The sequence below is a fragment of the Micromonospora arida genome, assembly GCF_003857035.1.
In the GTDB taxonomy this organism is placed as follows: domain Bacteria; phylum Actinomycetota; class Actinomycetes; order Mycobacteriales; family Micromonosporaceae; genus Micromonospora; species Micromonospora arida.
Genome location: NZ_QGSY01000324.1, coordinates 1 through 11622, shown reverse-complemented (window position 1 = coordinate 11622; position 11622 = coordinate 1). Strand labels below are relative to the sequence as shown.

The window sequence follows — 11622 nt, the reverse complement described above, 5'->3', positions numbered from 1 at the left end:
AGCGGGATCCTAGCGTCGCCGCAGGGCTGGGTAGGGCTAGGTTGGGACGTCCAGGAGGGAGCGACGATGGTCGAGGCAGTGAGTGACGACGCGTACCTGCTGCACCCGGTCGGCCGGGTCGCCTCGTCGCTGACCGACGCGGCGAGCGCGCCAAAGCAAGGCGACGAGGGCGCGCCGACGGCGTGGCTGGTCTTCGACCCGCAGGTCGAGCGGGCCGTGCGTGACCTGCGGGTCGGCACGGAAATGCTGGTGCTGACCTGGTTGGACCGTGCCCGGCGTGACGTGCTCGCGGTGCACCCGCGCGGCGACGAGAACCGCCCGGAGACCGGGGTGTTCAGCACCCGCTCACCGCACCGGCCCAACCCGATCGGGCTGCACCGGGTGCGGGTCCTGGCGGTGGACGGGCTGCGCGTCGAGGTGGCCGACCTGGAGGCCCTCGACGGCACGCCGATCCTGGACGTCAAACCGGTGCTGGGCGTGGCCGACGAACGGTGAGCCCGTCGACCACGCCACAACGCCAACAGACCCTCGACCGACCCGCCAGCAGACCGGACTCGTGAGCCCGGCCTGAGACGCCCGCAGGGGTGTCAGTGGCCGCGGTCCAGCCACTCCTGCAGGTGCGGGGCCTCCGCGCCGATCGTCGTGTCGTCGCCGTGGCCGGTGTGCACGACCGTCTCCGCGGGAAGGGTCAGCAGGCGTGTGCGGATCGACCGGACGATGGTGTCGAAGTCGCTGTAGGAGCGGCCCGTAGCGCCCGGGCCACCGGCGAAGAGCGTGTCGCCGGTGAACACCGCGCCCAGCTCGGGCGCGTGGAAGCTGCACGCCCCAGGGCTGTGCCCGGGGGTGTGCAGCACCCGCAACGTGGTGCCGCCCACCTCGATGCTCTGCCCGTCGTGCAGCTCGCCGTTGGGCGGCAGGTGCGGGTGGACCATGTCCCAGAGGACGCGGTCTGCGGCGTGCAGCAGCACCGGCGCGCCGGTGGCCTCGGCCAGCTCGGGCGCCACCCGGACATGATCGTCGTGGGCGTGGGTGGCCAGGATCGCCCGGACCTGCCGGTCGCCCACCAGGGCGAGGATCGCCGCCACGTCGTGCGGCGCGTCCAGGACGACGCACTCACGGTCGTCACCGATCACCCAGACGTTGTTGTCCACGTCGAAGGTCTGCCCGTCCAGGGAGAACGTGCCCGAGGTGACCGCGTGGTCGACGCGGGCGGTCACGGGAACACCACCACCGAGCGGAGCACGTCGCCGTGGTGCATCCGGTCGAAGGCGTTCTCGACCTGGTCGAGCGCGATCTCCTCGGTGACGAACGCGTCCAGGTCGAGCCGGCCCTGCAGGTACAGCTCCGTGAGCATCGGGAAGTCCCGGCTGGGCAGGCAGTCGCCGTACCAACTGGACTTGAGGGCGCCGCCACGCCCGAAGACGTCCAGCAGCGGCAGCTCGATCTGCATCTGCGGGGTCGGTACGCCGACCAGCACCACCGTGCCGGCCAGGTCGCGTGCGTAGAACGCCTGCTTCCACGTCTCCGGTCGGCCCACCGCGTCGATCACCACGTCGGCGCCGAAGCCACCCGTAGCGGCACGGATCGCCTCCACCGGGTCGGCCTCGGAGGCGTTTACCGTGTGCGTGGCGCCGAACTTGCGGGCCCAGTCGAGCTTGCGGCTGTCGGTGTCCACCGCGACGATCGTGGTGGCGCCGGCGAGGAGCGCACCGGCGACCGCCGCGTCCCCGACACCGCCGCAGCCGATCACCGCGACGGAGTCGCCCCGGGTGACGTTTCCGGTGTTCATGGCCGCACCCAGCCCGGCCATCACACCGCAGCCCAGCAGACCCACGGCGGCGGGTCGGGCCGCCGGGTCAACCTTGGTGCATTGGCCAGCGTGCACCAGGGTCTTCTCGGCGAACGCGCCGATGCCCAGCGCCGGGGCGAGTTCGGTGCCGTCGGTGAGGGTCATCCGCTGGGCGGCGTTGTGGGTGTTGAAGCAGTACCAGGGCCGACCCCGACGGCAGGCGCGGCAGACCCCGCAGACCGCCCGCCAGTTCAACACCACGAAATCGCCCGGGGCGACGTCGGTGACGCCCTCGCCGACCTGCTCCACGATGCCCGCCGCCTCGTGACCGAGCAGGAACGGGTAGTCGTCGTTGATGCCACCCTCGCGGTAGTGCAGATCGGTATGACAAACACCGCACGACTGGATCCGGACGATCGCCTCACCGGGCCCGGGATCGGGCACCACGATGGTGGTGACCTCGACCGGCGCGCCCTTGCTGCGGGAGATGACTCCTCGGACTTCCTGGCTCACTTCGCCTCCTGCTGGTGGTCTGCGGCAGGGCCGGGCGCCGGGTGGGCGGGTGTGCCACGGGCTCGGCGGTGGGCCCCCGGCGAACCTACCGCGACCACCATGGCCAGCCCACTCTGCCCGGCGGGTTATCGCGGGCGGTCCGGGGTACGCGGGCCGCATTCGACCACGGCCGACGGGAGTGACAATGAAATCCGCGCACCTGCCACTGCGGGTCAGTATCGGCGCGTACTTTCTCAACTCGGGTCTGGGCAAGCGCACTCTGGAGGGCACCGCCGCGGAGGGCTTGCACGGGATGGCGGTCGCCGCCATGCCCCAGCTCGGTCAGTTGGAGCCGACGCGCTTCGCCAAGCTGCTGTCGTACTCGGAGATCGCCTTGGGGGCCGCGTTGATCGCGCCGTTCGTCCCGGCGCCCCTGGTCGGGCTCGGCCTGACCGCGTTCGGCGCGGGTCTGGTGCAGCTGTACCTGAAGACGCCGGGGATGCGCGAACCCGGCAGCATCCGCCCGACCCAGCAGGGCGCGGGGTTGGCCAAGGACGTCTGGCTGGTCGGCGCGGGGCTGACCCTGGTGCTGGAGGGGCTGACGCACGGGCGTCGGCGCGGCTGACCGCGGGCGGCCTGAGGAGCTGCGGTGAGCCAGCCTCGGTCGGTGCGGCCGTTCTACCGGCCGATGCGGCCACGTCGTCGCGACGAGCCGCACCGCGCGGCCACGCCGCTGGAACTCTTCTTCGACCTGTGCTTCGTGGTGGCCGTGTCGCAGGCCGCCACCAACCTGCACCACGCCGTCTCCGAGGATCAGCTCGGCCACGCGCTGACCAGGTACCTGCTGGTCTTCTTCGCGATCTGGTGGTCGTGGATGAACTTCACCTGGTTCGCCTCGGCCTACGACACCGACGACGACCTCTACCGGATCGCGACGCTGGTGCAGATCGCCGGCGCGTTGATCATCGCCGCCGGCGTGCCTCGCGCGTTCAACGACGGCGATTTCAGCGTCATCACGTACGGCTACGTGGTGATGCGGATCGCGCTCGTCGTGCAGTGGTGCCGGGCTGCTGCCGGTGACCCGGCGCACCGCCCGGCGGCCCGGCGGTACGCGATCGGCGTCACCGTCGTCCAGCTCGGCTGGCTGCTCCGGCTGGCCCTGCCGCAGAGTTGGGCGACCGCCGCGTTGCTGCTGCTGGTCGTGGCCGACCTGCTGGTGCCGGCGGTGGCCGAGCGCCCGGGCATGACCCCCTGGCATCCGCGACACATCACCGAACGGTACGGGCTGTTCACCCTGATCGTGCTCGGTGACGTGGTGCTGGCCACGTCGGTGGCCATCCAGGTCGGAGTGGACGCCGGCGACCGCCACCTCTGGTCGCTGGCGGCGGCGGCCACCCTGATCGTGTTCGCCCTGTGGTGGCTCTACTTCGACCGGCCGATCGAGGCGCCCGCTCAGCTGCCGTACTCCCTGGTCTGGGGCTATGGCCACTATCTGATCTTCGCGGCGGTCGCCGCGGTCGGGGCGGGCCTGAACGTGTCGGTGGACCACGAGCGGCACCTCGCGCACATCTCGGAAAGGATCGCCGGGTACGCGGTGGCCGTCCCGGTCGCCGTCTTCCTGCTCACGGTCTGGGTGCTGCACGTACGTCGGCAGCAGCACGGCGCGGTGGTCGTCGCCTTCCCGGTCGTCGCGCTGCTGGCACTGCTCGCACCGCTCGGTCCGGCACCGGTGTACGTGATGGCGGCGCTGCTGGTCGCCCTCGTGGCGTTGACCATCCTGTCGCGCCGCCGCGACGTGGGCCCGAGCGCGACGGTGGCCGACCCGGCCTGAACCGCGCTCACGCCACCTCGCGCGCCGGGTCGGCGCGGGTGTCGGCGGGGCGTTGCGCGGGGACGGCGGGAGCGGGCGGCGACGGACGGACCACGCCCCGGTTCAGGCCGGTGACCAGGAGCCGGTTGTACGAGGCCGGCATGACCCGGGCCAGCAGGTCGGGCAGCTTCGCCGACCAGCCGATCAACACCCGGCCCCGACGCCGCTCGACGCCGCGCAGGATCACCTCGGCGGCCCGCTCCGGCGCGATGGTCAGCAGCTTCTCGAACTGCGCCCGACCGGCCGCGTACTCGTCGTGGGAGACGCCACTGCCGATCCGGGCGTTCTCGGTGATCCGGGTACGGATGCCGCCCGGGTGCACCGAGGTCACCCCGATCCCGTCGTCGACCAGCTCGTGGCGCAGCGCCTCGGTGAAGCCGCGTACGGCGAACTTGCTCGCCGCGTACGCGGTCTGCCCGGCCGGCGCGATCAGCCCGAACAGGCTGGATATGTTGACCAGGTGCGCGCCCGGCTCGGCCCGGAGGGTGGGCAGCAGCGCGTGGGTCAGTTGCGCCACGGCCCGGAAGTTGACGTCGATCACCCAGCTGAACTCGTCGAACGTCACCTGGTCGAACCGACCGCCGAGGCCCACGCCGGCGTTGTTGATCAGCAGGCGTACCCGGGGGTGCCGCTGGCCGATCTCCGCGGCCACCTGGGCGGTGGCGGTCTGGTCGGCGAGGTCCACCAGGTACGTGGCGAGCTGACGATCCGGGTGCTCGGCGCGGATCGCGGTGGTGACCGCGTCCAGCCGCTCGGCGTCGCGGTCCAGCAGGACCAGATCGCTGCCTCGGCGGGCCAACTCGTGGGCCAGCGCGGCGCCGATGCCACTGGCCGCCCCGGTGACCACGGCGGTCGCGCCGGCGAAGTCGAACCTCTGCACGATCCTGCTCCTCTGCTGGCGGTTACCGACGCTCGGACGCGACGGGACGTGGGGTGCGGTCGGGCACTGTCACCCCGCCGGCCCGCGAGAACCGCACCCCCTCGTCGGTGAGCCGGCCGTGCCGCATCAACAGCACGTCGCGGGCGTAGTTCTGGTGCAGCCGCCACGGTGTGGTCGCACCCTGCTTGGGCAGCGTGTCGACAGCGCGCAGCACGTAGCCGGAGCGCAGGTCGATCAGTGGCACCCGCTCCGCGTCGGGCGGTGGGAGCGGGGTGACGACCTGCTGGCCGGTGCGGTCGAGGTGCCGCAGCAGTCGGCAGACGTAGCCGGCGACCAGGTCTGCCTTGAGCGTCCACGACGCGTTGGTGTAGCCGAGGGTCAGCGCGAAGTTCGGCACGCCGGAGAGCATCATGCCCTTGTAGGCCACGGTGTTCGGCAGGTCGACGTCGACGCCGTCCACCCGCAGCGTCAGGCCACCGAGGGCGAGCAGGTTGAGCCCGGTCGCGGTGACCACGATGTCGGCGGGCAGCTGCGCGCCGGAGGCCAGGCGGACACCGTTCGTGGTGAAGGTGTCGACGGAGTCGGTGACCACCGATGCGGTGCCGTCGCGCACCGCCGTGAACAGGTCACCGTCGGGTGCCACGCAGAGCCGCTGGTCCCAGGGGTCGTAGCGGGGTGAGAAGTGCCGGTCGACGTCGTACCCCACCGGGAGCAGGCCCCGCGCGGCCCGGCGCAGCACCCGCTTCACCAGGCCGGGCGCACGCCGGCTGAGCTGGAAGTTGACGGTGGACAGCAGCACGTTCTTCCAGCGCACCACCGGATACGCGGCCTTCGCCGGCAGCCAACGCCGCAACGCGTCGGCCAGGCGGTCGCGGGCGGGCAGCGCCATGATGTACGTCGGTGAGCGCTGGAGCATGGTCACGTGCGCGGCCCGCTGCGCCATCGCCGGCACCAGGGTGACCGCGGTGGCGCCGCTGCCGATCACCACCACCCGCTTGCCGGTGTGGTCGAGGTCGTCGGGCCAGTGCTGCGGGTGCACCAGCCGCCCGGCGTACGCCTCGACACCGGGCAGTGGTGGGGTGTAACCCTCGTCGTATCGGTAGTAGCCGGCGCAGGCGAAGAGGAACGAGCAGGTCAGCACCACGATTTCGGCGGTGTCGGTGCGCTGGGCGTGCACCGTCCAGCGGGCGGTGTCGCTGTCCCAGTCAGCACGCAGCACCCGGTGGCGGAAGCGGATGTGCCGCGGCACGTCGTACTCCCGGGCGGTCTCCCGCACGTACTCCCGGATGGTCGTGCCGTCGGCGATGGCCTTCGGCGCGGTCCACGGCTTGAACGAGTAGCCGAGGGTGAACATGTCAGAGTCGGAGCGGATGCCCGGGTAGCGGAACAGGTCCCAGGTGCCCCCTATGGCGTCGCGCGCCTCCAGCACCGCGTACGTCTTGTCGGGGCAGCCACGACGAAGGTGGCAGGCGGCGCCGATGCCGGACAGGCCGGCGCCGATGATCAGCACGTCGACGTGGTCGGAGGCCATCGCGTTCCTCCATCCGGGGCGGTGATCGGACCCTAACACCGCACCCGAACGGCCGGAACTACGCGACGGGCCCTAGTCGGATGCTCGGGTGAAGGTCATGATCCAGTTGGTCTCCCAGGTCTGCTCGCCGTCGACCGAGAACGCCTGCTCCCAGCGGGCGGTGGTCGCGCTGATGCCCGACCAGATGAACCGGCACCGGACCGGGCGCCCCTCGTGCTGGTCGTCGGCGTAGAAGTGGCCGACCCCGTCGACGAAGCGGCCCACCATCGGCGGCAGCCCCAGCACCCCGACGTCGCTGCTCATCCAGTAGATCGACCACTCCTGCCGGGCGGGGTCGAAGATCCGGATCGTGGCGCCGGCGGAGCCCTTGGTCGGGAACGTGATCTCGTCGAAGTGACCGCCGCCGGCGAAGAAGCCGTGCGCCACCGACACCCCGGGGAACTCCTCCCACTCGTCGGAGCCGACAAGCCGCTTGCGCAGCCGACGGTTGACGACGTTCCAGGTGCCCACAAAAAAGTCGAAGTCGCCCATCAGCGGCCCACCGGCCCTTCCGCTCGCGTGTCACGCAGATAATTGATCAGATTCGGACTCTCCGGCAGCAGCATGTGCCGGACCCAGGCAGCCCGCTCGTGTTCCAGAACCGCCAACTCCCAGACGCAGCCCACCGCCGGGCGGCGTAGGTGGACGAAGTGTGCCGGGTCGTCGTCGGGACAGTCCAGCGCCGGCTGCCCGGCCGCGGCGACGCGGACCTCCACCGCGTTGTCCCACACCCAGGTGTACGCCAGCAGATAGGCGCCGGTGTCCGCGCCCCGGTGCAGCACCACCCACCCGGCGGCCGGGGTGCCGTCGTCGACGACGTCGGCCAGCAGGTCGGGCAGCAGGTCGTACGCGGCCTTCTCCACCTCGGGTTCGATCGGTCGCTCCGGCTGGTCCACGTGGTAGCGCTTGAGTTGCCGGCCGTCAATCAGCACTGGTCCGGGCGTTCGTAGTTCCTTGTCGCGAAATGCCATGCCGGGACGGTAGGGCGGGTCCCCTGACAACTAGTGTCAGTGAAGTGCGAGCTTCTCGACTTCTCTCCGTCCTGCTGCTGCTCCAGTCGCACGGGCGGTTGACCGCAGCGCAGCTCGCCGAGCGGTTGGCCGTCTCCCCCCGCACCATCTACCGGGACGTCGAGTCGCTGCACGCCGCCGGCATCCCGCTCTACGGCGAGGCCGGGCACGCCGGCGGCTACCAACTGGTCGACGGCTGGCGGACCCGACTGACCGGGCTGACCGCCGAGGAGGCCGACCGGCTGTTCCTCGCCGGGCTGCCCGGCCCCGCCGACGAGTTGGGCTACGGCGACGTGGTGGCCGCGCTGCAACTCAAGCTGCACGCCGCGCTGCCCGCGCCGCTGCGCGACCGGGCGACCCGCCTGCAACAGCGCTTCCACCTGGACACTCCCGGGTGGTACGCCGATGGCGACGCCTCCCCCGAGCTGGCCCGCACGGCCGAGGCGGTCTGGCGGCAGCACCGCGTCGAGGTGCGCTACCGCGGCTGGAACGGCGAGGTGACCCGGGTGCTGGAACCGTACGGCCTGGTGCTCAAGGGCGGCCGTTGGTATGTGGTGGCCGACCAGCCCGGCCGGGGCGCGCCGGCGACCTACCGGGTCAACCAGATCCTCGCGTTGACCCCACTGGCGCAGGAGTTCGACCGCCCGGCCGACTTCGACCTGCCGTCCTGGTGGCGGGCGCACGTGGTGCAGTTCCGGGCCCGGCTGCACCGCGACGAGGCCCACGTCCGACTCTCCCCCGCCGGGCGGGAGCGGTTGCGCGAGGTCGGCAGCGACCCGGTGGTGACCGCGATGGACAGCAGCGCCGGGCCACCGGACGCGCGGGGCTGGGTGACCGCGGTGCTGCCCATCGAGTCGCTCACCCACGCCCACGGTGACCTGCTGCGCCTCGGTGCCGACGTCGAGGTGCTGACCCCGGTGGCGCTGCGCGAACGGCTGGCCGCCACGGCCGCCGGGCTCGCCGCGCTCTACTCCCCCACCTGAACAGCCCCGCCCGTCTCCACAGTGGAAGGGTTCGGGGGCCTCTATTGTCGTCACGGTGTGAAACCCTGGGACGGTCATCGATGGTCACCGGAGGTGAGGGTCACGTTACGGCTACGCGCACTGGTCGCCGTCCCCGGCACCGGGCCGGTGACCCTGGACGTTCCCGCCGGCACGCTCACCGCCCTGGTGGCACCGCCCCGGTTCGGCACCGCGGTCGCCCGGGTGCTGGCCGGGCTGGCCCCGCCGGTGACCGGTCGCGTCCTCGTCGGCGACCGGGACGTCACCAGCCTGCCGCCGCCCCGCCGGCAGATCGGCTACGTGCCCGCCGGTGGCGCGCTGCTGCCGCAGCTCACCGTGCGGCGCAACATCGAGTACGGCCAGCGCAAACGCGAACGGGTGCACGAGGTGGCCAACGACTGGACGGCCACAGTGGTCGACCGGCTGGAGTTGGCGCTCTCCCTCGCCCTGCTGCCGCACCAGATCTCCGACGCCCAGCGGTTCCGGGTGGCGCTCGCCCGAGCGGCGGCCTGCCTGCCCGAGGTGCTGGTGGTCGACCTGCCGGCCGGCTCGGCGGGCGACAGCCGCCTCGGTGACCTGATGCCTCGCCTCTCGCCGCCGGACGCCCCCGGGGTGGCGGTGCTGGTCTGCACCGCCGACCCGGCCACCCTGGCCGAGATACCGGTGCGGCACGAGCTGGTCACCGAGCCGAGCGAGGCGGCCCGATGAGGCCAGCCGCCAGAGTGAGTCGCCGTACGCTGCTGCGCGCCGCCGCCGCGGGCACCACCGCCCTGGCCGCCGGCTGCTCCGGCGGAACCCGGTCGGTGCAGGTCGCCGTGGTCTGGAGCACCAGCGAGCTGGACCGGTTCCGCGAGGTCGTCGCCGGCTACCCCGCCCAGGTGCAGGTGATCAGCGCCGGCAACGACATCGACGCGTTCCTGCGCGCCCGCCACCTGGCCGGCACCAGCCCGGACGTGGCGATCCTGCCGCGCCCCGGCCTGGTCACCGAGTACGCCCAGCGCGGCTGGCTGAGCCCCGTCCACCCGTCCACCGACTACGCCGTGCGCGTCGAGCTGAGCGATCTGCTGATGACCGACAGCGAACGCTACGGCGTCTGGGTCAAGGCGGCGCACAAGTCGCTGGTCTGGCACCTGCCCTCCATGCTGCCCGCGCCGCCGACCACCTGGGACGAACTGCTCGACCGGACCAGGGAGCTCGCCACGCGCGCCCGACGCGACGGCGGGCCGGCGCCCCTGGCCATCGGCGCCGCGGACGGCTGGGTGCTCACCGACTGGTTCGAGAACGTCCTGGCCGACATGGCACCCGGGAGCTACTACGCCCTCGCCCAACAGGGCGCCGACTGGCAGGACAAGCCGGTACGCGACGCCCTGGACCGCCTCGCCGGTCTGTGGAGCATCGGCGGCGCGTTCGTCGGCGGCGGCCGTCGTGCCCTGCTCACCCAGTACGAGGAGTCGGTGATCCAGGTGGTGCACACCCGACGGGCGGTGATGCTCTTAGGAGCCGACTTCACCGCCGACGTCGTTCGTCCGTTCCGACGCGGCCCCGAGTCACCTGTCACGTTCCGGTTCCCGGGCGCGCAGCCGGGCGGCGGTCCTCTGATCGTCGGTGGGGACGCGGCCGTGGCGTTCGCTGACGCCCGGGGTGGGGTCGAGCTGGTCGAATGGCTCGCCAGGGCCGACTCGTTCCAGCCGTGGCTACGCGAAGGCGGTTACCTGTCGCCCAACACCAATGTCTCCATCGCCAGCTACACCGACGGCGTCGGCAAGCAACTCGCCACGGAGATGCGGGCCCCCGGCACCCTGCGTTTCGACCTTTCCGACCAACTGCGCGGCGCGTTCACCGGCTCGGACGGGGTCGGCATCTGGCGGATCATGCAGGGCTTCTTCGCCGACGTCACCGACGGGGTCCGCGCCAGTGAGGCGATCCGCCGGGCCACCGGCCTGCTCGCCGCGGCGGCCCGCAGCGCGGGGGGCGGCCGATGAGCCAGGTGCGGGTCCTCGGCGAGCTGGCGGTCCTCGACGACGTCGGTCCAGCCCGGCGGGGTCGGGCCTATCCGGCGGCGGGGGCCACGTCGGCCCTGCTGCTGCCGGCCGCGGTGCTGCTCGGCGGGCTGGTGCTGTGGCCGGTGCTGCGGACCATGCACGCCAGCGTCACCACCGACGGTCGCTGGGTCGGCGCGTCGCACTTCCGGAGCGCGCTCGCCGCCCCGGGCACCGGCGCGGTGGTCGGTCGGACGGTCCTCTGGGCGCTGCTGGTGCCGGCGGTGGTGACGGCACTGGGCTATCTGCTCGCCGCCGCGTCCCGCCGCTCCCAGGAGGGCGGCCTGGTCCGGTTGATCCTCCTGGTGCCGGTGGCGTTGCCGCTGGTCGTCACCGGGGTCACCTTCCGGCTGATGTACGACCCGGACCCGAGCCGGGGGCTGGCCACCCTGGTCGCGACCCGACTGACCGGCCGCCCGGTGGAGGACGCGCCGCAGTTGCTCGGGCCGGGGATGGTCACCGTCGCGTTGATGTCGGCGTTCGTCTGGGCCTGGGTCGGGTTGGCGGTGCTGGTCTTCCGCTCCGCGCTGGACGCGGTGCCGCCGAGCCTCGCCGACGCGGTCCGCGCCTACGGCGGTACGCGTCGCCACGTGCTGTGGGACGCGCAGTGGCGGCCACTGCTGCTGCGGACGACCGCTGTGGTCTTCGCGTTGGTGGCGGTCGGCACCAGCCGCACGTTCGATTTGATCCTGGTGATGACCCCCGGTTCGGTCCGCGACGAGGCCTCGGTGCTGGCGCTGCGGATCTGGCAGACGTCGGGGGTCACCACCACCGGCGACGGCGCCGCGCTCGGCGTGGTGTGGCTGGTGGCGGTGATCGGCGGGATCATGGTGGCCGCGCTCTTCGTCCGGCAGGCCTGGCCCCCGCCGCGCGTCGAGGCGGCACCGGAGCCCGCCCCGGTCGCCCCGCCCCGGCGGGTGTTCCGGCTGCTAGCGGCACCCGCCGCGAGCAGCCGGAACACCCGCCGGGGC

General features: G+C 72.4%; 13 protein-coding genes. 7 read left to right on the top strand and 6 right to left on the bottom strand.

All coding sequences use genetic code 11. The features are described 5' to 3' along the window. Positions 1 to 66: 66 nt before the first annotated feature. Positions 67 to 495, top strand: a complete 429-nt coding sequence (gene tsaA, locus DLJ58_RS31990) for a tRNA (N6-threonylcarbamoyladenosine(37)-N6)-methyltransferase TrmO (RefSeq protein ID WP_124862413.1) — start codon at positions 67 to 69, stop codon at positions 493 to 495. A gap of 92 nt (positions 496 to 587) precedes the next feature. Here the strand turns inward: tsaA and DLJ58_RS31985 are convergent, their stop codons facing one another. Both DLJ58_RS31985 and DLJ58_RS31980 read right to left on the bottom strand, forming a co-directional pair. Further along, the gene (locus DLJ58_RS31985) at positions 588 to 1217 is read right to left on the bottom strand and encodes an MBL fold metallo-hydrolase (RefSeq protein ID WP_124862410.1); all 630 of its coding nucleotides are present in this window, start codon (positions 1215 to 1217) and stop codon (positions 588 to 590) included. Continuing rightward, on the bottom strand, positions 1214 to 2302 hold the full coding sequence (locus DLJ58_RS31980) for an S-(hydroxymethyl)mycothiol dehydrogenase (RefSeq protein WP_124862407.1): 1089 nt from the start codon (positions 2300 to 2302) through the stop codon (positions 1214 to 1216). Before DLJ58_RS31980 ends, DLJ58_RS31985 begins: the two co-directional genes overlap by 4 nt. 184 nt (positions 2303 to 2486) lie before the next feature. Here DLJ58_RS31980 and DLJ58_RS31975 point away from each other — a divergent pair, with 184 nt between their 5' ends. Both DLJ58_RS31975 and DLJ58_RS31970 read left to right on the top strand, forming a co-directional pair. Further along, positions 2487 to 2906 (top strand): hypothetical protein, encoded by a 420-nt coding sequence (locus DLJ58_RS31975; protein ID WP_124862404.1) that lies wholly within the window; start codon positions 2487 to 2489, stop codon positions 2904 to 2906. Between the two features lie 24 nt (positions 2907 to 2930). Beyond that, entirely contained in the window at positions 2931 to 4112 is a 1182-nt protein-coding gene (locus DLJ58_RS31970) for a low temperature requirement protein A (RefSeq protein WP_208741446.1), read from the top strand. A 7-nt stretch (positions 4113 to 4119) separates the two neighbouring features. Here DLJ58_RS31970 and DLJ58_RS31965 read toward each other — a convergent pair whose 3' ends face one another. The 4 genes from DLJ58_RS31965 to DLJ58_RS31950 all read right to left on the bottom strand — a co-directional run bounded on the left by DLJ58_RS31965 (position 4120) and on the right by DLJ58_RS31950 (position 7572). Next, positions 4120 to 5031 (bottom strand): SDR family NAD(P)-dependent oxidoreductase, encoded by a 912-nt coding sequence (locus DLJ58_RS31965; protein ID WP_124862400.1) that lies wholly within the window; start codon positions 5029 to 5031, stop codon positions 4120 to 4122. A 22-nt stretch (positions 5032 to 5053) separates the two neighbouring features. Then, entirely contained in the window at positions 5054 to 6562 is a 1509-nt protein-coding gene (locus DLJ58_RS31960; protein WP_124862397.1) for a flavin-containing monooxygenase, read from the bottom strand. 72 nt (positions 6563 to 6634) lie between these two features. Further along, positions 6635 to 7093, bottom strand: coding sequence for a hypothetical protein (locus tag DLJ58_RS31955; protein WP_124862393.1), 459 nt, complete (start codon positions 7091 to 7093; stop codon positions 6635 to 6637). Further along, entirely contained in the window at positions 7093 to 7572 is a 480-nt protein-coding gene (locus tag DLJ58_RS31950) for a hypothetical protein (protein WP_124862391.1), read from the bottom strand. Before DLJ58_RS31950 ends, DLJ58_RS31955 begins: the two co-directional genes overlap by 1 nt. A gap of 44 nt (positions 7573 to 7616) precedes the next feature. Here DLJ58_RS31950 and DLJ58_RS31945 point away from each other — a divergent pair, with 44 nt between their 5' ends. From DLJ58_RS31945 to DLJ58_RS31930, 4 genes are all read left to right on the top strand, one after another. After that, entirely contained in the window at positions 7617 to 8594 is a 978-nt protein-coding gene (locus tag DLJ58_RS31945; RefSeq protein ID WP_124862388.1) for a helix-turn-helix transcriptional regulator, read from the top strand. A gap of 93 nt (positions 8595 to 8687) precedes the next feature. Next, positions 8688 to 9320, top strand: a complete 633-nt coding sequence (locus tag DLJ58_RS31940) for an ATP-binding cassette domain-containing protein (protein WP_158629653.1) — start codon at positions 8688 to 8690, stop codon at positions 9318 to 9320. A gap of 14 nt (positions 9321 to 9334) precedes the next feature. Beyond that, positions 9335 to 10594, top strand: coding sequence for an extracellular solute-binding protein (locus DLJ58_RS31935; RefSeq protein ID WP_158629652.1), 1260 nt, complete (start codon positions 9335 to 9337; stop codon positions 10592 to 10594). Then, positions 10591 to 11622, top strand: a 1032-nt coding sequence (locus DLJ58_RS31930) for a carbohydrate ABC transporter permease (RefSeq protein WP_148098029.1), incomplete at its 3' end; no start/stop codon positions are given. The genes DLJ58_RS31935 and DLJ58_RS31930, both read left to right, overlap by 4 nt.

Coding starts and splice junctions, on each gene's coding strand:
- tsaA (WP_124862413.1), top strand. CDS start 67: ATGGTCGAGGCAGTGAGTGACGACGCGTACCTGCTGCACCCGGTCGGC.
- DLJ58_RS31950 (WP_124862391.1), bottom strand. CDS start 7,572: ATGGCATTTCGCGACAAGGAACTACGAACGCCCGGACCAGTGCTGATT.
- DLJ58_RS31955 (WP_124862393.1), bottom strand. CDS start 7,093: ATGGGCGACTTCGACTTTTTTGTGGGCACCTGGAACGTCGTCAACCGT.
- DLJ58_RS31975 (WP_124862404.1), top strand. CDS start 2,487: ATGAAATCCGCGCACCTGCCACTGCGGGTCAGTATCGGCGCGTACTTT.
- DLJ58_RS31960 (WP_124862397.1), bottom strand. CDS start 6,562: ATGGCCTCCGACCACGTCGACGTGCTGATCATCGGCGCCGGCCTGTCC.